31 protein-coding genes are annotated in these 26978 nt (G+C 44.5%); 17 read left to right on the plus strand and 14 right to left on the minus strand.

Translation table 11 applies throughout. From position 1 onward, the window contains the following. Positions 1 to 3: 3 nt before the first annotated feature. From KI659_RS10545 to KI659_RS10595, 11 genes are all read right to left on the minus strand, one after another. The gene (locus KI659_RS10545; RefSeq protein WP_213945316.1) at positions 4 to 564 is read right to left on the minus strand and encodes a DUF6933 domain-containing protein; all 561 of its coding nucleotides are present in this window, start codon (positions 562 to 564) and stop codon (positions 4 to 6) included. Between the two features lie 26 nt (positions 565 to 590). After that, positions 591 to 1427: an SDR family oxidoreductase gene (locus tag KI659_RS10550; protein WP_213945317.1), complete on the minus strand. Its 837-nt coding sequence runs from the start codon at positions 1425 to 1427 to the stop codon at positions 591 to 593. A gap of 289 nt (positions 1428 to 1716) precedes the next feature. After that, positions 1717 to 2625, minus strand: coding sequence for a bifunctional molybdenum cofactor biosynthesis protein MoaC/MoaB (gene moaCB / locus KI659_RS10555; RefSeq protein ID WP_213945318.1), 909 nt, complete (start codon positions 2623 to 2625; stop codon positions 1717 to 1719). 203 nt (positions 2626 to 2828) lie between these two features. After that, positions 2829 to 3278, minus strand: coding sequence for a molybdenum cofactor biosynthesis protein MoaE (locus KI659_RS10560; RefSeq protein WP_213945319.1), 450 nt, complete (start codon positions 3276 to 3278; stop codon positions 2829 to 2831). Further along, positions 3271 to 4404 carry a HesA/MoeB/ThiF family protein gene (locus tag KI659_RS10565; RefSeq protein ID WP_246535361.1) on the minus strand — a complete coding sequence of 378 codons (1134 nt, stop codon included), beginning with the start codon at positions 4402 to 4404 and terminating at the stop codon, positions 3271 to 3273. The genes KI659_RS10560 and KI659_RS10565 overlap by 8 nt, the downstream gene beginning before the upstream one ends. Beyond that, positions 4364 to 4732 carry a MoaD/ThiS family protein gene (locus KI659_RS18605; protein WP_246535362.1) on the minus strand — a complete coding sequence of 123 codons (369 nt, stop codon included), beginning with the start codon at positions 4730 to 4732 and terminating at the stop codon, positions 4364 to 4366. The genes KI659_RS10565 and KI659_RS18605 overlap by 41 nt, the downstream gene beginning before the upstream one ends. 34 nt (positions 4733 to 4766) lie before the next feature. Then, the gene (locus KI659_RS10575) at positions 4767 to 5165 is read right to left on the minus strand and encodes a molybdenum cofactor guanylyltransferase (RefSeq protein ID WP_213945320.1); all 399 of its coding nucleotides are present in this window, start codon (positions 5163 to 5165) and stop codon (positions 4767 to 4769) included. After that, a complete protein-coding gene (locus KI659_RS10580; RefSeq protein WP_213945321.1) occupies positions 5162 to 5902 on the minus strand; it encodes a sulfite exporter TauE/SafE family protein in 741 nt (246 codons plus the stop codon). The genes KI659_RS10575 and KI659_RS10580 overlap by 4 nt, the downstream gene beginning before the upstream one ends. Positions 5903 to 5905: 3 nt before the next feature. Next, positions 5906 to 7087 carry a molybdopterin molybdotransferase MoeA gene (locus KI659_RS10585; RefSeq protein ID WP_213945322.1) on the minus strand — a complete coding sequence of 394 codons (1182 nt, stop codon included), beginning with the start codon at positions 7085 to 7087 and terminating at the stop codon, positions 5906 to 5908. Positions 7088 to 7093: 6 nt separating this feature from the next. Then, on the minus strand, positions 7094 to 8074 hold the full coding sequence (moaA, locus tag KI659_RS10590; protein ID WP_213945323.1) for a GTP 3',8-cyclase MoaA: 981 nt from the start codon (positions 8072 to 8074) through the stop codon (positions 7094 to 7096). Between the two features lie 93 nt (positions 8075 to 8167). Then, on the minus strand, positions 8168 to 8851 hold the full coding sequence (locus KI659_RS10595) for a protein-L-isoaspartate(D-aspartate) O-methyltransferase (protein ID WP_213945324.1): 684 nt from the start codon (positions 8849 to 8851) through the stop codon (positions 8168 to 8170). Positions 8852 to 9133: 282 nt separating this feature from the next. Here KI659_RS10595 and KI659_RS10600 point away from each other — a divergent pair, with 282 nt between their 5' ends. The 5 genes from KI659_RS10600 (at position 9134) to KI659_RS10620 (ending at position 13189) form a co-directional block, all read left to right on the plus strand. Then, positions 9134 to 9706, plus strand: coding sequence for a YceI family protein (locus KI659_RS10600; RefSeq protein ID WP_213945325.1), 573 nt, complete (start codon positions 9134 to 9136; stop codon positions 9704 to 9706). Positions 9707 to 9726: 20 nt separating this feature from the next. Next, a complete protein-coding gene (locus KI659_RS10605; protein ID WP_213945326.1) occupies positions 9727 to 11004 on the plus strand; it encodes a hypothetical protein in 1278 nt (425 codons plus the stop codon). A gap of 146 nt (positions 11005 to 11150) precedes the next feature. Next, positions 11151 to 11741, plus strand: a complete 591-nt coding sequence (locus KI659_RS10610) for a YceI family protein (RefSeq protein ID WP_213945327.1) — start codon at positions 11151 to 11153, stop codon at positions 11739 to 11741. 24 nt (positions 11742 to 11765) lie between these two features. After that, complete coding sequence (locus tag KI659_RS10615) at positions 11766 to 12473, plus strand: Crp/Fnr family transcriptional regulator (RefSeq protein WP_246535363.1); 708 nt, start codon at positions 11766 to 11768, stop codon at positions 12471 to 12473. A gap of 98 nt (positions 12474 to 12571) precedes the next feature. Then, a complete protein-coding gene (locus KI659_RS10620; protein ID WP_213945328.1) occupies positions 12572 to 13189 on the plus strand; it encodes a hypothetical protein in 618 nt (205 codons plus the stop codon). Position 13190: 1 nt separating this feature from the next. On the opposite strand, the gene KI659_RS10625 is transcribed toward KI659_RS10620, so the two are convergent. Genes KI659_RS10625 through KI659_RS10635 form a run of 3 tightly spaced genes read right to left on the minus strand, consistent with a single transcriptional unit; the run spans position 13191 to position 16132 of the window. Continuing rightward, the gene (locus KI659_RS10625) at positions 13191 to 13904 is read right to left on the minus strand and encodes an anaerobic ribonucleoside-triphosphate reductase activating protein (protein WP_317194917.1); all 714 of its coding nucleotides are present in this window, start codon (positions 13902 to 13904) and stop codon (positions 13191 to 13193) included. Then, entirely contained in the window at positions 13858 to 14025 is a 168-nt protein-coding gene (gene nrdD, locus KI659_RS18685) for an anaerobic ribonucleoside-triphosphate reductase (RefSeq protein WP_213945329.1), read from the minus strand. Before nrdD ends, KI659_RS10625 begins: the two co-directional genes overlap by 47 nt. Continuing rightward, a complete protein-coding gene (locus KI659_RS10635; protein ID WP_213945330.1) occupies positions 14009 to 16132 on the minus strand; it encodes a ribonucleoside triphosphate reductase in 2124 nt (707 codons plus the stop codon). The genes nrdD and KI659_RS10635 overlap by 17 nt, the downstream gene beginning before the upstream one ends. A gap of 194 nt (positions 16133 to 16326) precedes the next feature. Between KI659_RS10635 and queD the strand changes: the two genes are divergently transcribed. The 12 genes from queD (at position 16327) to KI659_RS10695 (ending at position 26923) form a co-directional block, all read left to right on the plus strand. After that, a complete protein-coding gene (gene queD / locus KI659_RS10640) occupies positions 16327 to 16752 on the plus strand; it encodes a 6-carboxytetrahydropterin synthase QueD (protein ID WP_213945331.1) in 426 nt (141 codons plus the stop codon). A gap of 98 nt (positions 16753 to 16850) precedes the next feature. Then, the gene (locus KI659_RS10645) at positions 16851 to 17345 is read left to right on the plus strand and encodes an RrF2 family transcriptional regulator (RefSeq protein ID WP_213945332.1); all 495 of its coding nucleotides are present in this window, start codon (positions 16851 to 16853) and stop codon (positions 17343 to 17345) included. Positions 17346 to 17347: 2 nt separating this feature from the next. Continuing rightward, a complete protein-coding gene (ric, locus tag KI659_RS10650) occupies positions 17348 to 18085 on the plus strand; it encodes an iron-sulfur cluster repair di-iron protein (RefSeq protein ID WP_213945333.1) in 738 nt (245 codons plus the stop codon). 93 nt (positions 18086 to 18178) lie between these two features. Then, positions 18179 to 19402, plus strand: a complete 1224-nt coding sequence (locus tag KI659_RS10655; protein ID WP_213945334.1) for a hypothetical protein — start codon at positions 18179 to 18181, stop codon at positions 19400 to 19402. A gap of 60 nt (positions 19403 to 19462) precedes the next feature. Further along, positions 19463 to 19978 carry a c-type cytochrome gene (locus KI659_RS10660; RefSeq protein WP_213945335.1) on the plus strand — a complete coding sequence of 172 codons (516 nt, stop codon included), beginning with the start codon at positions 19463 to 19465 and terminating at the stop codon, positions 19976 to 19978. 34 nt (positions 19979 to 20012) lie between these two features. Next, positions 20013 to 21992: a Sec-dependent nitrous-oxide reductase gene (nosZ, locus tag KI659_RS10665; RefSeq protein ID WP_213945336.1), complete on the plus strand. Its 1980-nt coding sequence runs from the start codon at positions 20013 to 20015 to the stop codon at positions 21990 to 21992. Between the two features lie 52 nt (positions 21993 to 22044). Next, positions 22045 to 22656, plus strand: coding sequence for a hypothetical protein (locus KI659_RS10670; RefSeq protein WP_213945337.1), 612 nt, complete (start codon positions 22045 to 22047; stop codon positions 22654 to 22656). 4 nt (positions 22657 to 22660) lie between these two features. After that, positions 22661 to 23095, plus strand: coding sequence for a nitrous oxide reductase accessory protein NosL (locus KI659_RS10675; RefSeq protein ID WP_213945338.1), 435 nt, complete (start codon positions 22661 to 22663; stop codon positions 23093 to 23095). Positions 23096 to 23134: 39 nt separating this feature from the next. After that, complete coding sequence (locus KI659_RS10680) at positions 23135 to 24382, plus strand: nitrous oxide reductase family maturation protein NosD (RefSeq protein WP_213945339.1); 1248 nt, start codon at positions 23135 to 23137, stop codon at positions 24380 to 24382. Beyond that, entirely contained in the window at positions 24357 to 25088 is a 732-nt protein-coding gene (locus tag KI659_RS10685) for an ABC transporter ATP-binding protein (protein ID WP_213945340.1), read from the plus strand. Before KI659_RS10680 ends, KI659_RS10685 begins: the two co-directional genes overlap by 26 nt. Then, positions 25085 to 25852, plus strand: coding sequence for an ABC transporter permease subunit (locus tag KI659_RS10690; RefSeq protein ID WP_213945341.1), 768 nt, complete (start codon positions 25085 to 25087; stop codon positions 25850 to 25852). Before KI659_RS10685 ends, KI659_RS10690 begins: the two co-directional genes overlap by 4 nt. Positions 25853 to 25864: 12 nt before the next feature. Next, a complete protein-coding gene (locus KI659_RS10695; RefSeq protein WP_213945342.1) occupies positions 25865 to 26923 on the plus strand; it encodes a hypothetical protein in 1059 nt (352 codons plus the stop codon). Positions 26924 to 26978: the final 55 nt, after the last annotated feature.

Raw genomic sequence — 26978 nt, forward strand, 5'->3', positions numbered from 1 at the left:
TTTCTATTTCTCGACCAACAATCCTCTTTTTTCCAATTCCTCCACAAAGACTTCCTTGGGTTTGTGATACCCTTTTTTGTCCTTATAGGTCGTTATCCAATTGTTCACATAGTGGTTGAGGTATTCCAGTTCCTCCTTTTTTTCAATTAAGTAGTGTTCGATTTTTATCACATGCTCACACATATCCTTCAACTGGCTGAGATGAGCCATGGCTGAGCGGTTGACTACCGTATCATGGGAAAAAAACTCCCAAGAACCCGAATAGATTTCCGGATCATGATTGTGGTGTTTTAATGCCTCCGTGAGATAGTGGCAGAATTTTCTAAAAAAACTTGATTTCTTTTCTACCCTAAAATCGGGAATGACAAATGAAAACTTTGTCAACCCATTTGAAAAGATCAAGTATTTTTTGCGGTTGACATAGAAGATGTCCCCATACCATCGGTAAAACTCATCCGTAATATTGTCCTCAGGCACGGTAGCCATATCAAAAAACTCCGTCCCAATCATCCCTTTCAACTTTTTTGAAAAATAAAGGCTAACGATGTCTGATTTTTCCTGCATATTTTAAAGTTTTTAGTGGTTAAAAATTATTTTGTAGTGGATTTCTTTTCCTCGGCGGCATGACCGTGGAAATCCTTCATTGAGCTGTAGACCCCAAGGTAACCGCCTACCAATTTGTCAAACCAGCGGATAGGCAAAAGTCCTTTTAATATTGGAGTCAAATAGACCGATTTTGGCATTCTGACGAAAATGCTATTCTTTTTGATTCCTTTTATAATCTGTTTGGCGGTTTTTTCTGGGGTAAGGATTGGTTGGATCCAGTGGGTCTTTACCCCCTCAAACATACCTGTGTTGATATAACTAGGGGTTATGGTAGTGACTTTCACTTTTGATTTGACTTGCTCCAGTTCCAGCCTGAGTGATTCCGACCAACCCGTAACGGCCCATTTGCTGGCGGCATAGACGGCCATTTTGGGATTGCCTATCAAGCTTGCTGCAGAAGAGATGTTGACGATGTGCCCATGATTTTTGGCCATCATACCAGGGAGGCATTTCAGTGCAATATGCATCAAGGCATTGGTGTTGATCAGCATGGTTTTTTCAATATCCTCATGGGAATTCTCCCAAAAATACCGCCCCACAACTATTCCTGCATTGTTGATCAAAATATCAATGGCCAAGCCATCTTGCAGCATCTGATCAAAAGCTTGATTAATTTCATTTAAGTCGGCTACATTGACTTGGTAAGTATGAACGCTTCCGATTTTCCCCAGTTCAGCTGCTGTTTCCAGCATCTGACTTTCATTGATATCCCAAATGACAAGGTGGGCAGCACCCTCTTCCAGCACGTTGCGGCCCATCAGTTTGCCAATTCCAGCGGCACCGCCTGTGATGAGTACGGTGGAATTCTTGATTTTAGTCATACCTGGAAAATTTAAAAGTTAGCAAGCGTATTTTTCAAGTAACAAAGCCCATCCGGTTTTGTCCTTCGAAGTATGCTAATTTCGGAAATAAAAATCTCTTTCCTGATAATAATCATACTTTGTTCAGCGTAAATGTGTGAGTTTTGTCAGTAAATAACTCGTTATGCATACCAAATATCAGAAGTCAATCTATTTCTGGCTGCAATAAATCCACATTAAAATGCAGGGGATTATAATTTATACTATATGATTCTTAATTGAATATGTTAAACATTTGATGAAACCATTTTTAATGATAGCCACCTTCCATTACCCTGAAAATGTGCAGAATGGCGGGGAAAACGGCATCCATGGATTCTGAAGCGCCATTGGTAGAGCCGGGCAATGCCAATACCAGCGTGTTTCCGATCAATCCGGCCACGCTTCTGGACAGCATGGAGTAGGGGGTGCGCTGTTGTCCATAATTTCTAATGGCCTCTTCAATGCCCGGCACTCTTCTTTCCAGCAGTGGGATAACTGCCTCAGGGGTCACATCTCTTGGGGAAAGCCCCGTGCCACCTGTCAGAATCACCATTCTTACTCCCGCTTCACCGTAGTTTTTGACCTTTTCCTGGATGATGTCATGCTCATCTGGGATCACGGTGTAATCCTGGATATGGACTTTAAATTGCTCTAGCTTGGCTATAATAGCTTTTCCCGCACGGTCTTCTTTTGTCCCTTTGGAAATGGAATCCGAACAGACAATCACGGCCGCATTGAGGTTTTGCACTTCTTTTTTGTTGAAATCGGATTTGCCACCCTTCTTCTCCAGAAGCTTCACCTCATGGATACTCACACCCTTATCAATTGGCTTGAGCATATCATACATTGTTAGGGCCACCACGGAGGCGGCGTGCATGGCCTCTACTTCTACACCGGTTTTGTAAATGGTGTGGATTTCCACCATCACCTGCACTTCCATATCCCTAACCTCATAGCTGATTCCGGTGAACTCAATGGGTAAAGGGTGGCAGTCTGGAATCACATCGCTGGTTTTTTTGGCAGCAAAAAGGCCCGCTGTTTTGGCCATTTCGAGCACATCACCCTTGGGAACCAGCCTGTTTTGGATAGCATGTATGGTTTCGGATTTGCTCACTTTCACAATTGCCTGAGCTATGGCCTTCCGCAGGGTGCTGTTTTTATGTGTAATGTCTACCATGTTAGATGTTTGTTGTGGGATGTCCGATGTCGGATGTAAAATGGGACACAGAGTAGCTCAGAGTTTTAAACTGAGTTCAGCAGAGTTTCCGAATAGCGGGCATAACTATTTTGTAATAAAAATTTGCCGCGAAGAAGCCTCTGTGGACCTCTGTGGCAAACTCTGTGTCCCCTTGTTCCGTCTTCGGTCTTCCGTCTTCCGTTTTAATTATTTTCCTTCCAGACCGTTTGATCTTGATCAGTGACTTCTTTTCCCCAGATGGGCAGTTCTTTTTTTATTCTTTCCACCAGTTCTTCGCAGGCGTCCATAGCCGCTTTTCTGTGTTTGGAGGAGGTGAATACAAATAGGCAGATTTCTCCGGCTTTCACTTTGCCCAGACTGTGGTAAATGTGCATGCAGGTAAGCGGGTATTTATCGAAAATTGCCTCCCGGATTTCAAAAGCCTTTTCCAGGGCCATTTCCTCGTAAGCAGTATACTCAATGGCGGTCACATTACCTTCCGGTTTTTCATCGGCCCTAACCTGGCCAAGAAAAATGCTGTGCCCCCCTATACCCGTTTTGGTGCTATGGTTGGCAATGGAGGTGGCAATTGCCTCTGGGGTGATGGGGCCTTGGCGAAATATGTTTTTGGGTGTTCTTTTTTTCTCAGTCATTGTGCAAATATTTTTCTGGCAATGCATTCACACCGCCTTTTACAGAATAGAATTCTTTTCCTATTAGCTGGCCACTCAGCTTTTGGGCCGTTTTAAGACTTCTTATCCCAGATTGACAGCAAATCAAAATGCGGTCCTGCTGGGCAAATTGATCAAGTTTGGTTTCAACCTCGGCCATGGGGATTTTCATATGTTCTATTTCCTTTATTTTAGGCTGTTCATGATCCTCCCTGATATCAACCAAAAGGTTGTCTTGCTGAGTGAGCATTTCAACTGCATTATCCCACGAAATTTCCTGGACAGTGCCGCAAGAAAGGGAGTAATCCATTTCCAGAAACTCCTTTTCACTTTTTGGAATAAGCGCTCTGGATGCCTCATTTATTCCAACATCAAAAACATTGGAAATTTGGCTTAAAAGATCGTAAACGAGAAGTTTCCCAGACAAAGTTTGGCCAAAACCAGCGAGGAGTTTGATGGCCTCAGCAGCTTGGAAGGTTCCGATTATACCTGGAAGAACACCCAGCACGCCAGTTTCACTGCAATTGGGGACTTCATGTGCTTCTGGGGGTTCTGGGAATATGTCCCTGTAATTTGGGCAAGTTTTCCCCTTGCCATTCAACACTGAAACCTGACCTTCATTTTGAAATATGGAACCCATGATCAGGGGTTTCTCCAGTAAATAACAGGCATCATTGACCATATATCTGGTCTGGAAATTATCCGATCCGTCAATTACAACATCGTATCTGGAAATAATATCAAGGCTGTTTTCCTGTGTTAAATAGAATGGGTAAATTTCAATTTGGAGGTCAGAATACTTCTTTGAAAAGTAGGATTGGACCACTTCTACTTTTGGTTTCCCCAGATCCTGCTCGCCAAAGATCACCTGCCTATTGAGGTTGGAAAGAGAAACCTGGTCGCCATCGGCCACCCCGATATGGCCAATTCCGGCTGCTGCCAAATAAAGGAGTGCAGGGCAGCCCAGTCCTCCGGCACCCACTACAAGGATTTTTGCCGATGCGAGCTTCTGTTGCTTTTCAAGCCCAAAACCGTTGAGACTATATTGTCTGATGAATCTATCCATATCATCCTCCAGAGAAAGGTGGAAGCAAGGCAACTTCATCATCCGGCCCTATAGCTTTGTCCTCGCTAACTACTTGCTTATTGAGCGCAATGGTAAACTTCAATGAGGCTAGCTGCGGATATGTGTTTAAAAGGGTCTCCCTAAGTTCTGATATGTTTTGGGGTTGCTCAATTTTGAGTTCTGCTTGGCCCAACTTTTCGGCAATCACTCCAAAGGCCATTATTTTGATCGTCTGCTTTTCTAACTGCATTTCTAGCAAATCTTTTTTTGTATTGATATTATAAAACTCCTGGTCAGAAGCAATTTTGTCCGTATCTATAAATTGGTGAGGAGAATCCTGGATTAACCTCTGCATTTTCAATCTTCCCATTTCAAGATTGTTGGCGACAATTTGAAGCAAAGTTTTAGGATAAATACCTATCAATATATATTTTACCTTTATGTCTACAAACATTGGTTTTGTGCGCTTCGCTTTGAGCTATCAAATAGGTCAAGGTTTGACGACGGATATTGGGCGTGTCGCAACTCAAGAGCATCACATGATTGGCTTGAGTCGCAGATAAGGCGGTAAATAGTCCACCCATTGGGCCCATTTCGCGTATTTTGTCCTCCAGCACCGGAAATCCCAACTCTAAATATTCAGCATCATTTGCGATGATTTGGGGGCTGTAACCAACCTGCTTGACCGTATCCAGGATGTAATTGATCATGGGTAGACCATTGATTTTTAGCAAACCTTTGTCCTCACCCATTCGGCTGCTTTTTCCTCCCGAAAGAACAAATACCTCAATTGATTCTTTCATGTCCAAATCAATTTGACCGATGCGATTAAAAGGACGGTGGTAAGTAAATATTCCACGGTTTTCACTTTAAATCTCTGTGCACCAAAGAAGGCCCCAAATATCCCGCCGATGATGGTGACCCCAAGGATAAGCCATAAATCATTTGAAATCATCAAATTCCCTGTGGCAGAACCCGTCAAGCCAGCGATTGAATTTACAAAAATAAAAATGGAACTCAAGGTTGCTGTCACTTTCATGTCGGCCCAGCCTAGCATCAGGATCAGGGGAGAAAGGATAATGCCGCCACCGATACCAATCAGGCCGGAAAGAAGGCCTATTCCAAGGCCAATCAAAGCAATGATTGCTATGGAGGGACTTATTTTGAGCACTTGGGATTTTGGAAATACATTCAAAAATCTCAAGACTGGCAATAAAAGCAATACGCCCAAGATCCTCTTGTAAATATTTGGATCAATGCTGATTGTTCCTCCCAGATATGCTGCAGGAATAGAGAAGGCTACCAAGGGCCAAAAAAGCCTGTGGGGGAAGGTTGTTACTTTGTTGTAGGAAATGAATGCGATTAGGGAAACGGCGATATTCAATAATAAGGCTGTGGGACGAACTTGGTCGGGGATAAAGCCTGCAAGCGTCAAAAACATCAAATAGCTACTCGCGCCGCCATGGCCTACCGAGGCATATAGAAAGGCAACCACCGGCATGGCCACCAATAAAAGAATTCCATAATCACTGCTGAGCATATTTTACCAATTGTAAACTTTTAAGATATGACCAGGATTGACTTGGTTGCAGTCCTCTGGTATTTCCACAAATGCATTGGAAATGCCAAAACTAAGCAGGTTGAATGATTCCTGTCCGCCCAAGATCTCAACGCCGTTTTTGGATTTCAGGGCTTTGAGGAAAAAGGTCAAGGGAGGCTTTTTGGAAAATGAATTGGTACAGGGGAGAAGCTCATAGTCTTCCCACACCTGTTCAAATCCCAGATAATGTTTTAAAGTTGGTCTCACGTATTGGTTGAAACAGCTGATTACGGAGGCGGGGTTGCCAGGTAAGGCAAACACCAGTTGGGTTGCGGTTTTTCCTGCAAAAAGTGGTTTGCCTGGCCGCTGTTTGATTTTATAGAAAAGTTCTTCTATTCCATTTTCTTTCATGGCTGTTTTGACAAAGTCATATTCCCCGACAGAAATTCCTCCGGAAAACAAGATAAAATCGAACTTTACTAACACCTCTTTGACCAAAGAAGACAGACTTTCGAGCTTATCAGGAGCCTGAAATTCTTGAACTTCCTCAATGCCGAGTAATCTCAAATAACTTTTTAAAGTAGGGCCGTTGGAGTTATAGATTTCCCCATATTCCAGGTCTTGACCGATTTCTTTGAGTTCATCGCCCGTGACGATGATGGCCACCGAAGGAGCCGCATACACAGGCACCTGGCTGATGCCAACTGAAGCCAACAAACCGATTGTACCTGGTGTGATGGAAGAATGTTTTTTTAAAATCAGGTCTCCCTTTTTATTCTGGTTGCCCTGATACCTGACATTGGAGCCTTTTTGGAATTTCTCCAAATCGAATGAAAGTAGGCCATTTTCCAATGTTACAAATTCCTGCGGAATAACCGTGTCGGCACCTTTGGGCATGGGTGCGCCGGTAAATATCCGAAATGCACTTTCAGCCGGTAAATTGCTGCAGCCCGTAGGTCCAGCTTTTCCAGATATTTGCTTGTCGAAATGGCGGAAATTGTTTTCGCCGTTCCATTTGATGGCGTATCCATCCATGGCGGAATTGTCGAAATGGGGGACATCACATGGGGATGTAATGTCTTCAGCCACGATTTTTCCCAAAGAATCTATCAATGGAACATTATGTTTGGTCCCTCTCATGGCGTTTGCCATTAGAATTTCTTTCGCTTCTTGTACTGAAATCATAGGGAATTAGCCTCCAATTTTAATCATGCTCCGGTTTTGAAGCGAAGTGGTGGAAGTGTTTTGGTAACCTTCAGAGAATTGCCCGCCCATCACCTTATGCTTAGATCTTATGGAGGCTATGATCAAGGGAAGTAATTCGTTGCCTTTGCGAAGCTCTCCCAATAAATCCATTTCATCACTTCCAAATAGGCAGTTTTTCATTTTGCCATCAGCTGTTAGGCGCATCCTGTTGCAGCTCCCGCAAAAATGCTCACTCATGGTGGTGATGAAAGCAAAAGTGCCTTCATGGCCAACCGCTTTGAATTTCTTGGCCGTGGCGTGGGGTTCATCACGTAGTTTGACTATATCGTATTCCTCCATTACCGTTTGAAGCATTTGCTGGGCGGTCACCACTTGGCTGCTGTCCCAACGATTGCCGTCAAATGGCATAAATTCGATGAATCTGACGTGTAAGGGTAGTTTTTTGGTGATTTGGATGAAATCCAGCAGTTCTTTTTCCACCTTGCCTTTAATGGCCACTACATTTATTTTGACCCTGAAATTGTGCTCAAGCAACAAGTTGATATTCTCCCAGACTTTATCAAACTGGTTTCTTTTGGTGAGCGTGAAAAAAGAATCTTTGTCCAAGGTATCCAAGCTGATATTGACACTTTTCATACCTGAGGTTTTCAGGTCAGCTAAGTATTTATCAATCAACACCCCATTGGAAGTCATGGTCAATTCGACTGGGAGCTTTGCCAGTTCCTTCAAAATGGAGGCAAAACCCTTTCTTACCATGGGTTCTCCTCCCGTCAACCTGATTTTGGTCACCCCAAGGCTGACAAACACTTTCGCAATTTGGATTATTTCATTTTCGCTCATCAGATGCGACTGGGGCAGACAGGGCGTGTCCTCATCAGGCATGCAGTAGCTGCATCGGAAGTTGCAGCTATCGGTGAGTGATATCCTTAAATAATCGTGAACTCTATGGTGTTTGTCTATTAGCATAGGCTATTTTCTTACCTGAATGTTAAATTTAAAATAAATATCTTGATAGCTCCTAAGTAAGTATCAAAAGAATATTAGTATCTATAATAAAAACTAAAGCGTATCCCGCGTAAAAGGCACAAACCTCACCGGAGCCACATTGCGGGTTTTTATCTTGCCGTTCTTCTTTTCGATGAGGGTAAGCTCTTGGATTTGGTTTATTGGGCCGATGGGTACGACCATTTTACCGCCCTCGGCTAGCTGGTCTAGGAGTGGTTGAGGCAGCCTATCAGGTGCTGCCGTGACGATGATGGCATCAAATGGTGCCTCCTCAGGCCATCCTGCGTAGCCATCACCTATGCGCACGTGGATGTTGTCATAGCCAAGTTCCTCCAAGTCTGCTTTAGCCTTTTCCCCCAGGGAGTGGATGATCTCAATGGTGTACACCTGGTCGACCATTTCGGCAAGCACAGCGGCTTGAAAACCGGACCCAGTGCCTATTTCCAGCACCCTCATGCTTTTTTTGGGTTCGATAAGCTGGCTCATAAAGGCGACTATAAAGGGCTGTGAGATGGTTTGCCCGGCACCGATGGGCAGGGGGCGGTCCAAATACGCATTCTCCCGCTGGCTTTCAGGCACCAACTTGTGACGGGGAACTGCACGCAGGGCCGAGAGCACTTTTTTGTTGTGAATACCCTTGGACTGGATATGGTCCTTTACCATCCGCTCCCGGGCTGCGGTGTATTTGTCCTCCTGAGGGAACATGGAAAATAACAGAATGAAAAATGACCAAAGCATCGGCTAAAGAGTTGGTGTTTACGAATTTAAGTTACGTGATTACAGTGGCAATGTCAAGGAAACTAAGTTGTTAACAGCTCGTGTAAGGGGATGTGTTTTTTTTTAACCAGCTCAAAAGGCCCTATTTCAATTAAAATCAGAGCCTTAATTCCAATTTGGTATCAAATACTGATAATAATCATATTTTTCTGTAACCGGGGTCATAACCTAGGCCCTGCTTCCTGCCTAGCTTTGTAATGTTGAAAGAGAGAAAAAATCAACATTCACCAAAAGAACAAAGCTATGAAAACTGTCAACCGAACCTTCCAAACTTTTCTGATAGCCTTTCTTCTGTTTACCGGCTTTACGGTAAACGCACAGGAGACGCTCACCTTAAATGGCAAATCGGAATTCAAGGTTTCTGGCACCTCCACCATCCATGATTGGGACATGGTTTCTGACAATGGACAAAAAGGAAACGCTAAAATCAAACTTGACAATGGTAAGATTGCTTCCATCGAAACTTTGAAAGTAACCATCCCAGCAAGCACACTTAAAAGTGGTAAGAACGGAATGGATAAAAATGCTTACGAAGCACTCAATGTCAAGAAGCATCCAGAAATCCTGTTTGAGCTTACTGAAGTATTGGACATCACCGACAAGGTCATCAAAGCCAAAGGCAACCTTACCATAGCAGGAAAGACCCAAAATGTACCCATGGATGTCAACTACACAGTGGACGGCAAAAAGGTGAACTTCACAGGTAACCAAAATATTAAATTCACTCAGTTCAACATAGATCCTCCCACTGCGATGTTTAATACTATCAAAACCGGAGATGACCTAAAAGTAAGTTTCAACACAACATTCAACTAATTTCTTTTACCCCATAAGCTATGAACACTTATAAAAACTTGTACAGAGCGGGTCTGTTATCAGCCGCGGTACTAATGGCAGGCAACGTTGTGGCCCAGGATATCCAGAGAGACACCGATCTCCAGTATTTCCGACCAAACAACAAGGATGGCATCAACATGTTTGAGGCGCCAAAAGAAGCGAAAGGAACATTTGAAGGCGTGAGAGTAAGAGTAGGGGGAGATTTCGCACTTCAGTTCCAAGGTTTGCAGCAAAGCAATACCATGAACAACCTGGTGGATATGGAAAGAAACCTAAACCTTCCTGCTGCCAACTTGAACTTGGACGTACAACTTCACCATGGTGTGAGAATGCACTTGAGAACATACCTTTCTTCCAAGCATCATAATGAGGCATGGGTAAAAGGTGGCCACTTGCAGATTGACCAATTGGACTTCATCAAGCCAGGCTTTTTGGAAAACCTTATGCAGTACACCACCATTACAGTAGGTTTGGATGAATTCGGCTACGGTGATGCGGTTTACAGAAGATCTGACAACGCCAGAGCTATTTATAACCCTTTTATCGGCAACTATATCATGGATGCATTCACCACTGAGGGTTTTGGCCAGGTGATGTATAGAAGAAGCGGTTTTATAGGTATGGCCGGTGTGACCAACGGTAAAATGAACCAAACCGTGATCGTGAATGAGAACACTGACAACAGACTCTCTTTCTTCGGTAAGTTAGGTTACGATGACTATATCATGGATGATTTGAGAGTGAGATTCACCGGATCGATATACCAAAACAACGGTACCACTACTGGTAGCAGCCTTTTCGGAGGTGACAGAGCAGGCTCTAGATACTATGCGATCATGAGAACTGTAGAAGGTGACGGCACCAACTTCGAGGGTAGATTTAACCCAAGATTTACTCAAATGACTGCGGTTCAATTCAACCCATTCGTGAAGTATAAAGGACTTGAGTTCTTCGGTATCTACGAAATGGTGAACAACAGCTCTGAGCAGGGCAACGGTAACTTCAACCAGATTGCAGGTGAGTTGCTTTACAGATTCGGTAACACGGAGCAATTCTACATCGGTGGCCGCTACAATGAAGTACAAGGCAAGATGAATGAGAATGCCGGTGAGCTTAAGCTTACAAGATTGAACCTAGGAGGTGGCTGGTTTATGACCAAAAACATCCTTACCAAACTTGAGTATGTGGACCAAAGATATGAGGGTTTCGCAGCTACCAGCAAATACAATGGAGCTAGATTCCATGGGGTAAACATAGAAGCTGCAATTAGTTTTTAACAATTCACCAGAGGTGGGGACAAGTAGTCCCCACTTCTATTCCTTTAAAAAACCAGGCAGCCTCCCAAACCGGAGGATTTGACATTCCCAGAAGATCCAGTCCACTTTTTTATTGAATTAATTAATGATTAAAAAGTGTAGAAACCATGGCAAAGCTATTTATACTTATTCTGATTCTTGGACAGGCAGTGTTGATGCCAACTGGTACCATCGAGAGGGCAAAGTGGAAAGTGTCTGAGCATAGCCGGCTGGAGATCAATGGGAATACCAACGTCATACCATTCAACTGTGTGTCAGTGGATTATTCTGGCAATGACATCTTGTTTGCCAATGATATTAAAGGGGCCCAAAACCTCATCTGGTCTGGGGAAATTGTCATGAAGGCCAACAACTTCGATTGTGCCAATAATATCATGACCAAGGATTTTCGCAAAACCGTGCAGGCAGAAGATTATCCCGAAATAAAAATCAAATTCATAAGCCTGCAGCAAAACCCAAAAAATAACTCCAAAGAACTATTTGAAGGCAAAGTGGAGATTTCTTTGGCCGGGGTGGCCAACCAGTTTCCGATAACTTGTCAACTTAAAGATCCTGGAAACGGCAAGAAAAAGCTTACCGGTGAGCAGACTTTCAGGTTTTCTGATTTTCAGATCGAGCCCCCCGTCAAATTTCTGGGAGCGGTAAGGGTCAAAGATGAAGTCACTGTCAATTTTGACCTCATTTTAGAAGCAAACTGAATACACCCAATAATCAACCATAAGATGAGAGATCCCAAAGAAGCCTGTGAAATCTGTCTGAGTAGAAAGCTGTCCATGTTTGCCAACCTGACCGAGGAGGAGCTGAAAAAGATTACAGCAGCCAAAAACATGATTTCCCACAAGAAAGGGCAAACCCTGTTTTACGAAGGTACCAAGCCTCTCGGGATCTTCTGCGTTCGGTCTGGTGTGGTAAAAACAGTCAAAGCAGCTTCAAACGGCAAGGAGCAACTCATCCATTTGGCCAAAGAGGGGGATTTTTTGGGTTATACCTCACTGTTGAGCGATGATGTGTACTCATCCACTTCTACTATTGTCAAGGATGCAAAAGTGTGCTTTATTCCAAAGGAGGCTTTTTTGGAAGTGCTGCGCAATGATGTGCAGTTTCACTACAAGGTCACTGAAAACATTTGTCGTGACTTGGGCAGTATGGAGGAAAGGCTTACCGATGCCAACCAAAAATCCATCCGCGAGCGCCTGGCTTTTGCCCTGTTGAAGTTGGTCCACACTTTTGGAGTGGAGGACGATAGGGGGGAGAAGATTGATATCGTATTGAGCAGGGAGGAAATAGCCTCGCTGGTGGGTACGGCCACAGAGACCATCATCCGCTTGCTTTCCGAATTCAAAAAAGACAAACTCATAGCCCTTCAGGGCAAATACATCCACGTGCTTGATAAAAAGTCCCTATCCAAAGTGGCGGATTTTTATCAATAGATCATCTTAAAAAACTGACAATAATCACTTTTCCAACAGGGATTCGTCATAATACTTTTTCTCCTTCTCCTGTAGATTTGCATAAACCTTAAGAAACTATGGCAACGATAACAGAGACACCACCTCAATTTGAAATTCCTGAAAACATCCTCAATTTTCACGATCTAGCGTATGTTCTCGAGGATTTTGATCCAAAAAGTGGCGTGCAACATGTCATCGAAAACCCCACCCTTATTACTGCCAATCTACCCCAGGTTTTGGAATGGTTGCACAACATGGATAAGCCCAGAGAACTTGAAAAAACACCCTGTGGCATACCGTTATTGTTGTTTGACCAAGAAATAAATACTGAGAAAGTACTTTTCCATTACGACGGCAGCGAAGGGTCAGCCCAAATTATAAAGGGATTCATAAATCTTTTTGGTGCCAGATTGAAAAACAGCCAAGCAACCATCATTTCTCCCGGATTCATTCCAAAATCAAAGCTATCAGAGGAAAAAGAGCTGGTTTCCTTGATCAACCAGCACTTTGAGGACACTTTCTTTATCAAGTTTAACTTTAGAAAGATTGCCGACTTCTGGTCATATGCCACCCAGACCAAATGCAACCTGATGGTGACCTCCAAAAAATACCAGGCAGAGCTGGCCAAAGTCCTTTACCACTTTTATAAAGGTGAAAGGTGGTATGACAAGTTATCCATTTATTTATCTAAATAGATTACCTGTCCACCACCTCAATGTTGGGAGTCGAAAGGCTCCTCAAATCCTGCAAGGTGGAGGAGCTACCCATTTTTCCGATGGTTTCCGCATCATTTCTGAACTGCTGAATGTAGTAAACACCTTTGTATCCAATTTTTTCAAGGTAGCTTACCATCCGTTTAACTTCTTCCCGGTCAATCAGCTCCGAGTGAACCGTGGTCCGCACCTCAAACTCCACATTTGATCCCATCAGCAACAACAGCGTGGTCTCGAATTGCTCGAATAGATTCGATCCGGTGATGTGCTGGAAGTTTTTGGGTAGTGATTTGAAGTCCAAAGCCACATAATCAATAAGCTTTTCTTCCAAGAGTTCGTTGATCCTGGAAGGTAAGGCCCCGTTGGTGTCGATTTTGATCTTCAGTCCAAAGGTTTTGATGATTTTCGTCAAGGGGATAAGATCACTGTGAAGTGTACATTCCCCTCCGCTCAGGACCACTCCGTCCAGCAAGGTTCTCCTAGAATAAATAAAATCCAACGCCTGTTCCAGATACAGTTTGCCTTTCCCCGTCACGATTTGGGGGTTGTAGCAATACAGGCAGCGCATATTACAGCCTGCAAACCAAAGGATGCAGGCTGTGTGTCCAGGGTAGTCTAAAAGGGTGAATGGCGTGATATTGAATATCGGCCTAGCAACTCTGTCCTTCTTTAAAATGTGTTCTCTGTCTATGCTCACCTTTCTTTCCTATGTTAAAGCTTTCTACTGGCCTGTGGTAACCCATCACACGGGTATACACCAGGCATTTGGTTCTCTTGTCCTGAAGCTGGGCTAGGAATGTGTCATTGGATGTTTTCATGGTCATTGATTTGATTATCGTTTAATTGATTGATAAGGATTTCATCGCATTTGGGGCAGTACTCATGTTCACCGTTCAGGTAGCCGTGCTCAGGGCAAATGCTGAAAACGGGTGTCACGGTGATATAGGGAAGTCTGAAGTTGCTTACCACCTTCTGTACAAAGCTTCTGCAGGCTTGGGGGCTGCTGATTTTTTCGCTCATGTAAAGGTGCAAAACCGTGCCTCCGGTGTATTTGCACTGGAGCTCATCCTGAAGGAAGAGTGCCTCGTACGGGTCCTCTGTGTAATTGACCGGGATTTGGGAGCTGTTGGTGTAATAGATGTTTTCTCCTTGCCCAGCCTGAAGGATGTCTTTGTACCGCTTTTTGTCTTCTTTGGCAAACCTGTAAGTGGTGCCCTCCGCCGGAGTGGCCTCAAGATTATAAAGGTTTCCGGTTGCTTCTTGGTAGATTTTCATCTTTTCACGGATATGCTCCAGTATTTTTGAAGCAAAGTCAATCCCGAAATCCGATGTAATATCCTCCTGTTCAGAAGTGAAGTTTTTGATCATTTCATTCATCCCATTTACCCCAATAGTGGAAAAGTGATTTCTGAAATGGGGGAGGTATCGCTTGGTATAGGGGTAAAGTCCCCGGTCGTACATTTCCTGGATAAATGCCCTTTTCTTTTCCAAAGTCGATTTGGAAATCTCCAGCAACTGGTCCAGCCTTTCATAAAGGCCCTGTAGGTTGTCCTGATATAAATACCCCAGTCGGGCCATGTTGATGGTCACCACACCTATGGATCCGGTCATTTCTGCACTGCCGAAAAGGCCGTTACCCCGCTTCAGAAGCTCCCGCAAGTCGAGCTGCAGCCTGCAGCACATACTTCGGACCGCATTAGGCTTGTACGCTTCTGGGTTTTCGACACGGTTGCCTTCTTCATCCAGGATGTATTGGCTCCCCACAAAGTTCTGGAAATAGGAAGAACCGATTTTGGCGGTGTTTTCAAAGAGCAGATCCGTATTTTCTCCATACCAATCGAAATCCTCCGTAATGTTAACAGTTGGAATCGGGAAGGTGAAGGGCTGCCCATTGGCATCGCCTTCGGTCATCACCGTGTAATAGGCCTTGTTGATCAGGTCCATTTCCTTCTTGAAATGGCGATAGGTTAGCCCCTCTGGATCAGGGGCGCCTCTTTCCTTGGCCCGCTCATACAAGTCAGGGCTTTTATTATCTTTGAATAGATGCAGGTCATTCTTGGTCGGGATCTGGTCCCTCAAGTCTTCTGGCACCTCCCAATCGATGGTGATGTTGGTAAAGGGAGACTGCCCCCATCTTGCAGGCACATTCAGGTTGTATACAAAACTCCGAATAGCTTTGAGCACGTCTTCATAGGGTAGGTTGTCCTTGAACACATACGGGGCCAAGTAGGTGTCAAATGAGCTGAAAGCCTGTGCGCCTGCCCATTCACTTTGCAGGATGCCCAGAAAATTGGCCATTTGGCCCAATGCTTCCCGAAAATGGGAGGGAGGGCGGCTTTCCACCCGGCCACGGACACCATTAAAACCTTCATTCAAGAGTACCCTCAGACTCCAGCCCGCACAATAACCAGTCAGGCAATCCAGATCGTGGATGTGGATATCCCCGTTTCGGTGGGCATATCCTTCTTCTTTGTTATATACCTTATCGAGCCAATAGTTGGCAATTACCTTTCCGGCCACGTTGTTCACCAGCCCGGCATTGGAGTAGGAGGTGTTGGCATTGGCGTTAATTCTCCAGTCGGTCAGGCCTATGTATTCCTCAATGGTCTGGGTGCTGTTTACGTAGGTAGTGTCTTCGGTAAGCCCTTCCACATGTTCCCGCTGCATCTTGCGGGTATGGCGATATAGCATGAAGGAGCGCATGACTTCAAAGTACTTTTTCTCATATAGAGCTTTTTCTATGATGTCCTGGATCTCCTCCACTGCCCAGGTGACTTGGTTTTCTATCTTAGCGATAATGGATTGGAATAAATCCTCGTCAAATTCCTGGTGGACACTTTGGAAGCCTTTTTCCAAAGCATCCTTGATTTTGTATGCTTCAAACGGTTCGTAATTGCCGTTTCGTTTTATTACATAATGTTGCATGGCGTAGTATGATTTGCCCTAAATTAAGTAGTTCCATCATGGTAATTGCTGACTTTGGTCAGGTGCATATATGATAAGAATCATACCTTTTTGTCCTAAATTAGACGGCTGATTTATAGGGTTCTTCAGTATAAAAGGATAATTTTGTCCCGAATTTTATTGACAGGTCTCCTAATAAATAATGAGTGTTCAATATGCTTAGCATTACCAAAATCTTTGAATTTGAAGCCGCCCACCGTATTTCCAATTATAATGGAGCTTGTAAATTCATTCATGGGCATACGTATAAGCTTCATGTAACCCTCACTGGAAATATGATAGAGGGGGAGGATATGGTGATGGATTTCAAGAAGCTTAAAAATATAGTAAGGAATTATATTTTAGAACCCATGGACCATGCCTTGATCCTGAAGGACACGGAAGAAAACAGGGACAACTATCAAAATACCGATGGGAAAATCTTTTGGATGAATACGGAGCCCACTGCCGAGCGGATGATCCTTTGGATGGCTGATATATTGATCGATAAGCTTCCCGATCGGGTAAGACTACAAAATTTGAAGCTTTACGAAACTTCCACAAGCTTTGCTGAATGGTCTTTTGGGCCTGTTTTTGCCTGAAAATTAATTCGGACAAAAAAGTCTAAAATAAATAAAGGACTTATTTGTCTTATTTGTATTTTGTCGTATATTTGAACCATAAACGATCCCCAATCGAGATGTTTTCTAAAAAATGCGAATACGGAATCCGGGCCACCATCCTCATAGCAGGGGAGTCCCTAAAAGGCCAAAGAATTAGCCTTAAGTATATCTCTGAGCAAATTGGTTCCCCAAATGCCTTCACGGCAAAGATCCTCCAAACCTTGACTAGGGCTGGTTTGGTAGATTCCCAGAAGGGACCAACTGGCGGATTTGAAATTCCCATCGAGAAACTTTCTCAAATCACCTTACACGATATTGTAGAGGCATTGGATGGCAGTCAGATTTACAATGGCTGTGGTTTGGGGTTGGCTGAATGTTCCGAAGACCATCCCTGTCCGATACATGAACATTTTAAATTGGTAAGGGCGGATCTGAAAGCTATGGCCCACCGAGCCAATCTTTTAGATCTTTCCACGGGGTTAATCAAGGGATTTACTTATTTGAAAACAGCTTGTCCAAAAAAAATTAAGCTTGTAAAAGATAAAAAGGTATTAAACTCAACAACTGAATAAACATGGAAATTACAACACAAACAATAGGGGAATTGGTCGCAAAAGATTTTAGAGCCGCGACTGTATTTGAAAAACATGGAATAGACTTCTGCTGCAAAGGAGGAAGAACTATCGAGGAAGCCTGTGAGAAAAAGGAAATAGACCCTCTGGCTGTGAAGGAAGATTTGAAAAAGATATTCAACACCAAGGATGAAGGGCACGTGGATTTTGAGAGCTGGCCATTGGACTTGCTGGCTGACTATATAGAGAAAAAACACCACAGATATGTGGAAGCCCGCATCCCGCTATTGCTGCAATACTTAAACAAACTGTGCAAAGTCCACGGCCACGCCAATCGCGAATTAATTGAAATCAACAAGTTATTCTATGACACCGCGCAGAATCTCTCTGCACACATGAAGAAAGAGGAGTTGGTATTGTTTCCTTTTGTGAGAAAAATGGTGAAATACCATCAGGAAGGCAAAAGCATGAACGAGCCCCACTTCAGAACTGTCAAGAATCCGATTATGATGATGATGGATGAACATGAGTCTGAAGGGGAGAGATTTGAGAAAATCGCTGAGCTGAGCAACAACTACAACCCTCCAGCCCATGCCTGCAATACTTACCAAGTGACTTACAAACTTTTGGATGAGTTTGAAAAGGATCTTCACAAGCATATCCATCTGGAAAACAACATCTTGTTTCCAAGAGCCATCAAAGCGGAAGCTGAAACCCGGTTTGAAGTGGAAAATACCTAGAATTTAAATAGAGTGAACGGTGGTGAGCGGCCACTTGGAAAACCCGTGGAGTCGGGTTTTCCCTGGCCGTTCTAATGTCAAAATGGAAAGGTTATGCGTAATACTTGGATCAACATATCGCTCTTGAATTTCCTGATCGCCACACTGATGGGGTTGATGCTCAGGTACGCTTTCATTGGTGAAATCCCCGGGATGGACTACAGAAACATGCTGCACGGACACTCGCATGTGGCTATGTTGGGTTGGGTTTATCTGATCCTATTTACCTTGCTTCACCATTATTTTATCCCTGAAGACAAGAAAAAGACTTCTTTTTACAACCGTTTATTTTGGTTTACCCAAGCCACTGTATTCGGTATGATGGTGAGTTTTCCCATCCAGGGTTATGGGGCGGTCTCTATCATTTTCTCCACCTTACACATAATTGCAAGCTATATCTTAGCTTACTGGCTTTGGAAAGACCTTTCTGCAGCAAATTTCCCATTTATAAATCTATTGGTTAAAGCCAGCCTTGTCGCGATGGTTTTTTCCACCATTGGGATCTGGGGCATGGGCCCCGTGATGGCCATGGGGCTGAGAAACACGTCCTATTATCACTTAACTGTCCAATTTTACCTACATTTCCAATTCAACGGATGGTTTGTGTTGGCTGTGATAGCACTGTTGGTCCAGCTGTTTCAATCATGGGGAATAATCATTTCACCCAACCAACTTAAAGGTTTTCTCAATATATATCTAATTAGCCTTGGACTGACATTTTTCCATGTCCTCAACTGGGCTTTTCCACAAGTACTTTATCTCCATTTCAACAGTGTGGGTGTAATCCTTCAGGTGTTGGCATTTGGATATTTGCTTTGGCCGATATGGAATAAGATCAGGGAAAAAATGCGGCTTCAGGCTCCTATTTTGAAAGTGTTCTTTCATTTCGGCCTGCTTTCCCTGGTTTTCAAGTTGCTCTTCCAAGTCAGTTTAATAGTGCCAGATATCGCCAATATCTCCACTACCATCCGCCAATTTATGATAGGCTATATCCATTTGACCATGCTCGGATTTATCACCGGCTGGCTCCTTTGGGTGCTTGCCCATAGCCACAGTTTTGGAACAATGGGCGCGGCCATCTTTATCACTGGATATGTGGGTACAGAAGTGCTTCTCTTTGTTCAAGGAGTCTTCTTTTGGGCCAAATGGGGGAGCTTGCCCTATTATCACGAAATCCTGTTCCTGTGTTCGGCGCTATTGCCCCTGGGGCTCGGACTTATGGTCCTGACTTCCTTGTACCAACGGACAATACCCAAGTATAATCACATAAATACCTGATTTTGATCATGGTTTTCGCCTTTAAATCAACCTTAATTTACAATTCTAAATAGTACAAACATGAAAGTTTTACAAATCCCAATCGCACTAATGTTCGCCCTCTTTCTGGTAGCCTGTGGCTCTAGCACCAATGAGACGGGAACCCGAGAAACGGCCGCAACCAAGCCTGCTGCTGCGAAATCAGAAGTCCCACAAACCGTCAAAGAGGGTAAAGGCATAGGCCAAACCACCCATGTGGAGTTGGCTGCTAACCTGGATGATGGCATGGTGGCTGACGGAAAATCAATATTCGATATGAAGTGCTCTGCCTGTCATAAGCTAAATGATAAAAGGGTAGTGGGGCCCGGTTTCGAAGGGGTAACCAACCGCAGAAAGCCAGAGTGGATCATGAATATGATCACCAACGTGGACGACATGTTGGACACCGATCCGGAAGCCCAGAAGCTGTTGGAAGAGTGTCTGACAAGAATGCCTAACCAAAATGTGTCTTTGGAGGAAGCCAGAAACCTGCTCGAGTACATGAGACACAATGACAAGGAAAGAACAGGGAAGATGGATGGTGCAGTGAATAACTAAATTAGTTTTTGACAATCCCAATCAACAGATCAATATGAAAATCAAACAAGCAATCAATCTAACGGCCATCTCTGCTGCGGTATTGGCCCTGAGTTTCTCTACAGGCTGCCGTCCGGAAACGGCTGGCTCTGTGAGCGTGGGTGATGCCGCCTCCAAGGTGTATGTGGCCCCCGGCCAGCATGATGAGTTTTACAACATCGTGTCTGGAGGATTCAATGGCCAAATGAGCGTGGTGGGGCTCCCTTCGGGCAGGGTGTTGAAAATCCTTCCCGTGTTCTCCGCACATCCTGAAAACGGCTATGGTTATACTGAGGAGTCCAAGCCGATGCTTAACACTGCCCACGGCTTTGTGCCTTGGGATGATTTGCACCATATCGCCATTTCCACCACCAATGGTGAACATGATGCCAGATGGGCCTTCGGGAATGCTAACAATACCCCTAGAATCGCCAGAGTGGACTTGACTTCTTTTGAGACGGTGGAGATTCTGGAAATACCAAACAGTGCCGGTAACCACTCTTCACCATTCATCACCGAAAACACGGAATATGTGGTAGCCAGTACCCGTTTTTCCGTACCTGTGGGAACGGATGAGGAAAATGACGTGCCGATTGAAACTTATAAAGAGAACTTCAAAGGAACGGTCAGCTTCATCAAAGTCGGTGATAAAGGCGATATGAGCATCGCTTTCCAGCTGGTGACCCCAGGAGTAAACTTCGACTTGGCCAGGGCCGGTAAGGGCAAATCCCACGGCTGGTTCTTCTTCTCGACTTACAACACGGAGCAGGCCCACACCCTTCTGGAAGTAAATGCTTCCCAGCGGGACAAGGACTTTATCATGGCGGTCAACTGGAAAAAGGCCGAAGAATATATCAAGGCTGGCAAAGGCAAAACGGTAAAAGCCAAATATGCCCATAACAAGCTTGACCATGACACCCATATGGCGACTTCCACCATCATGGAAGAGGTGCTGCAACTAGATCCAAAGGAATTGAAGGACATCATCTATTTCATCCCTTGTCCTAAATCCCCTCATGGAACAGACGTAGACCCTAGTGGTGAGTACATCGTGGGTAGTGGCAAACTTGCTGCATTGATCCCAGTATTCTCTTTCACCAAACTCATGGAAGCAATCGACAACCAGGATTTTGAAGGCGAATATGACGGATTCCCAATTGTGAGATACGAGTCGGCTCTTCATGGTGTGGTGGAAAAGCCTGGTCTTGGTCCATTGCATACCGAGTTTGACGGAAGAGGAAATGCTTATACTTCTATGTTCGTATCCTCTGAGGTAGTAAAATGGAGCATTGAAACGCTAGAGGTTTTGGATCGTCAGCCTACATTCTATTCTGTAGGTCACCTATCCATCCCCGGTGGCCCTACAGCCAAGCCACACGGCAAGTACCTAGTAGCTTACAACAAGATTACCAAGGACAGATACCTGCCTACAGGTCCAGAATTGGCCCACTCAGCCCAGCTGTTTGACATTTCTGGGGATAAGATGCAGTTACTTCTTGACTTCCCTACTATAGGTGAGCCCCACTATGCAGAAGCCTTCCCTGCCCATCTGATCAAAGACAAACAGGTCAAGATCTACAAGATTGAGGACAACAAGCACCCTTATGTGACCAAAGGCCCGGGAGAGGCCAAAGTGGTCAGGGATGGAAATAAAGTTCACGTCTACATGACTTCCATCCGATCTCACTTTGGACCTGACAACATCGAAGGGGTGAAAGTTGGGGATGAGGTGTATTTCCACGTCACCAATTTGGAGCAGGACTGGGACATCCCGCATGGATTTGCCATCAAGGGAGCCAATACCGCTGAACTGTTGATCATGCCTGGGGCTACCCAGACCTTGAAGTGGACGCCAGACAGACCGGGGATCTTTCCATTCTACTGTACGGACTTCTGCTCGGCATTGCACCAGGAGATGCAGGGGTATTTGAGAGTTTCACCTGCTAACAGCACCGTGGCCCTTAAATATTCAGTAGGAGACACTGAGGAGGATTAAACCTAAAGAGCGGGGCCTGGGGCTCCTAGGTCCCGCTTATTAAAACCATAATATGGGAAAAATTACACCCTTATCGAGAATTTTGATGGCCTTATCGGCCCTGTTGATGATCCTGATCTATTTTGTGCCTATTTGGAAAATAGAGATGTGGGCTCCGCAGTATCCGGAATGGCTTAATATGAAAATCTGGATCAACGACATCACCGGTGATGTGGCCGTCATCAACGGGCTAAACCACTACATCGGCATGAAATACATCAAGGTGGAAATGTTCCCCGAGTTTGAAATAATGCCTTACATCCTGGCTGCCATAATCGGAGTAGGGTTGGTTTTGGCCATTATTGGGAGAAAATTTGCCTTATGGAGCTACTTGGGTATCCTGCTGTCAGCAGGCATAGGGGGCATGCTGGATTTCTATCTGTGGAGCTATGATTATGGCCACAATCTCGATCCAACTGCCGCTATAAAAGTACCCGGAATGAGCTATCAGCCACCATTGATTGGCTCCAAAGAACTATTGAACTTCATTGCCTACTCAGCACCGGATGTCGGCGGATTCATTGCTGCTGGAGCTGGATTGTTGGTAATCATTGCCATAATCATTGAACAAAGGAAATCCTCCTTGAACAAAAGGGCCTATAGAGGCGCCAAATTATATACTTAAGCCTATGAAAAAGTTATTTGTATTTCTCGCTCCCATTTGGTTGCTGTTGGCCTGCCAAGCAGATCCAGAGGCCATATATTTTGGGAAAGATGCCTGCCATCACTGCAAAATGACCATCATGGACCCAAAGTTCGGTTCTGAGATCGTCACCGACAAAGGGCGGGTTTACAAATTTGACGATATCAATTGTGTTCACAGCTTTATGGCAGAATCCCAGCTGGAACCCGATGATATCCGTCACCTACTTGTGATTGATTTTAGCCAGCCCCAAGAGCTGATCAATGCCTACAATGCCACTTATGTACTTTCAGAAGATCTGAAACCCCCCATGGCCAGTAATTTTGCGGCATTCAGTACCCAGGAAGCAGCAAAAGAATACCTGGACCAACGCAGTGGGGAATTGATGAATTACCAAAGGATGCTTGCCAGACTAGACTGAAGCCTGCTTTCTCTTGAGTGACTTTAACGCCTTATGAATATGAAAAGTCTCCTAACAATATTACTTACGTTATGCATTCCCTTGCTCACCTTTTCCCAATCAACAAATGGAAAAGTAAGCCAGGGGGCCAGCATACAGTTGGCTATTGACTCGGCTGCTCCTGGTGACACTTTATTTATAAGAGCTGGAAAGTACCTTGAAAATAACCTGTTGATTCAAAAACCGCTGACCCTTATCGGTCTTGATTATCCTACCATTGATGCTGACGGGAAAGGGGAGATTTTTATAGTGGCCGGAAAAGATGTCACTATACAAGGCTTTAAACTAATAAATACTGGTAGGTCAAGCGTGGAAGACCTTGCTGCCATCAAAGGGCTAGATGCCCATGATATCACCATCCGCGACAACCGCTTTGACAATACCTTCTTTGCCATCCATTTGTCCAATACCAATAGGGCTCTGATCCAAAATAACCACTTGAAAGCAGAGGCCGAGCATGAATATCAGTTGGGAAACGGTATTCATCTTTGGAAATGCAAGCGGGCAAGAATCTTAGATAATGAAGTGTCGGGCCACCGTGATGGGATATATTTTGAGTTTGTGACCAATTCCACCATTGAGCGCAACCAGAGTGTAGGAAACATGCGCTACGGACTACACTTCATGTTTTCCAATGAAAATGAATACCTGGAAAACACCTTCAAAAACAATGGGGCCGGGGTGGCGGTGATGTATTCCCATGGTATGAAAATGCGCCACAACAACTTTGAAGACAACTGGGGTACAGCTTCCTATGGACTTTTGCTCAAAGACATGCGGGATAGCCAGATCATCGGTAACCGCTTCACCGGCAACACCATCGGAATCTACATGGAAAGCACCAGCCGCAGCACTTTTGAAGACAATCTCTTCAAGCAAAACGGTTGGGGAGTGAAGCTTCAGGCATCTTGCGATGACAACAGCTTTTCCAAAAACAACTTCATCGCCAATACCTTTGACTTTTCCACCAATGGCTCATTGGTATTGAATAAAGTCAATGGCAACTATTGGGAAAAGTACCAAGGCTATGACCTCAACAAGGATGGAGTAGGGGATGTGCCCTTTCATCCCGTTAGCATGTTTTCCGTGATTGTGGAAAAAGTCCCTTCGGCCATGATGATCTACCGAAGTATGCTGGTAACCATGCTCGACAAGGCCGAAAAAGTCATTCCTGCCATGACTCCAGAAAATTTAAAAGACAACTATCCAAGTATGAAGCCTTATGATCTCTATAGGAAAAGTAAATAAAAAATTCGGCAAGTTCACCGCCCTGAACGACCTGACTCTAGAGTTGGAGTTGGGGAAATCCTATGCCCTCGTAGGTCCTAACGGCTCTGGGAAAACCACCTTGATCAAAACCATCTTGGGCTTGGTAATTCCTACATCAGGTGATATCACCATTCAGGACAAAAGCATCCTGAAAGAGTGGGCTTATAGGGAAAAGATTGGTTACATGCCGCAAATTGGACGGTATCCAGAAAACATGACCATCGGTCAGGTTTTCGAGATGATTAAAAATATCAGAAAGCATACAGGTGCTCTGGATGAGGAGCTTATCCAGAGTTTTGAGTTGGAGAAAATGTATGGAAAGCGCATGCATACCCTTTCTGGAGGCACTAGGCAGAAAGTTAGCGCCGCCTTAGCCTTCCTTTTCAACCCGCCAATTTTGATTCTTGACGAACCCACGGCCGGACTTGATCCCGTCTCTGTGGAGATTCTCAAAGACAAAATCCTCAAAGAAAAGGAATCCGGAAAATTGGTTATCATCACCTCCCATATCATGAGTGACCTTGATGATTTGACCACTGATTTGGTTTATCTTTTTGAAGGTGACCTGATATATAACGACAGCATTAAAAACCTTAAAAAAGAAACGGGGGAAACCAAACTAGGCAAAGCGATCAGTTGCTTGATCACCCAAAATAAATGCTTAACTGAACTGATAACCTCATGACCAGAATCATCAAATACATCCTGTTTGATATGTTGCGTACCCGCTTCATCCTATTATATTTAGGGTTTTTGCTCCTCAGCACCCTATCCATGTTCATGCTTGATGGCGATAATGCCAAGGTAGTGCTCAGTCTCTTGAACATTGTGCTGCTGGTGGTGCCGCTTGTGAGTGTGATCTTTACCACCATTCATTTCTACAATTCCTATGAATTTATGGAAATGATGCTTTCCCAGCCAATCAACAGAAAAACGGTCTTTCTAAGTCAATACCTAGCCGTCATTCTGGCTCTAAGCTTGGCTTTACTGGTGGGGGTTGGTTTGCCGATTTTCTTATATGGAGCTAGCGGCTCCGCACTGACATTGCTTTACGCTGGTCTGATGCTCACCTTTGTATTTGTCTCTTTGGCTTTTCTGGCTGCGGTATTTACCCGCGATAAGGCAAAGGCTATCGGCGTGGGCCTGCTTTTCTGGTTTTATTTCGCCCTTATCTATGATGCCCTGCTGCTGTGGGTAGTCTATCAATTTGCCGACTATCCTATCGAAAGGGCCACCTTGGCCATGATTTCCTTTAATCCCGTGGATCTGGCAAGGATTCTCATGCTCTTGCAGCTTGACATCTCGGCCTTGATGGGGTATACGGGCGCATTCTATAAAGAATTCTTCGGGTCAAATATGGGGTTTGTTTACTCCACAGCCATATTGCTTCTCTGGACATTGATTCCTGTGACTTGGTCCATGAGGATTTTCAAAAGAAAAGACCTTTAAATGCAGTGGGGTATGGGTAAAATGCTGAAACCTCAATGGTTGTTGCCCTTAATACTAGTAGGGTTGGTGATGGGCATAGTGGGAGGCTGGACCAGGTTAGGCTGGTCTGGATTCCCTAATGTAAACTCTGCCATTAATCATGGTTTATTGATGACGGGCTGTTTTATGGGAACCCTTATTTCATTGGAAAGGGCTATTGTGCTGCCATCAAAAAACTGGCTTGCCGTCCCCTTATTGGGGGTTTTGGCGACCATAGCTATCCTGGCAGGCCAGCAGACGGGCTTGGTGGTTATTCTATATCTGCAGGCATCCAGATACAAGCTGGTGGAGCAATGGATCTTGTGCCTGGGGGCTATTGGCTGGCTGATTGGAAATTTGCTGGTTATCAAAACCGAATTTGTGCCTGCTGCCACGACCTGGTGGATAGGGTTCATTCTCTTTACCATAGTAGGGGAACGACTGGAGTTTGGCAAGTTTCTACCCAATCCCCCTTGGAGCAAATACCTGCTTTATGCCCTTCTCATCCTATTTTTTCTAGGATTGTTGATCCCTTTCCACGAGGGTGGCAATCTCCTGCAAGGCTGGGTGGCATTCCTGGTAGGTCTGTGGTTGATCAAATTTGATATGGCCAAAAATTCCATTAAGAAAGCAGGATTTCATCAATATGTAGGTATTGGACTTATGGTGGGTTACTCCTGGCTGGGGGTCTTTGGGGTGTCGCTTCTGCTTTTGGAGGAACACCCGCTATTCTATGATATTTTCCTTCACACCTACTTTCTTGGCTTTGCCTTCAGCATGATCTGGGCCCATGCACCTGTCATCCTTCCTGCGGTATTCAAGAAACCTGAAACCATTTACCATCCTGTGCTGTGGTGGGGTTGGTCATTCTTCCAGATCACTTTGCTAGGAAGGATGCTTGCAGCTCTCCTGAAATATCCCGAGGTACGGCAAAGCCTAGGGATAATCAACGGATGGATCGTATTGGGAATGTTTGTATTGATGGCTGGAATAATGGTTTGGAAATTATACTTCAAAGCTTTACCCCAAAATTCCGCACAAAAAGTGGTATAACTTTTTAAATTTTCATAAGGCTAATTGATAGCAAAGACCTGTGGATTTTTGATTC

This window comes from Litoribacter ruber (assembly GCF_018449405.1).
Taxonomy (GTDB): Bacteria; Bacteroidota; Bacteroidia; order Cytophagales; family Cyclobacteriaceae; genus Litoribacter; species Litoribacter ruber.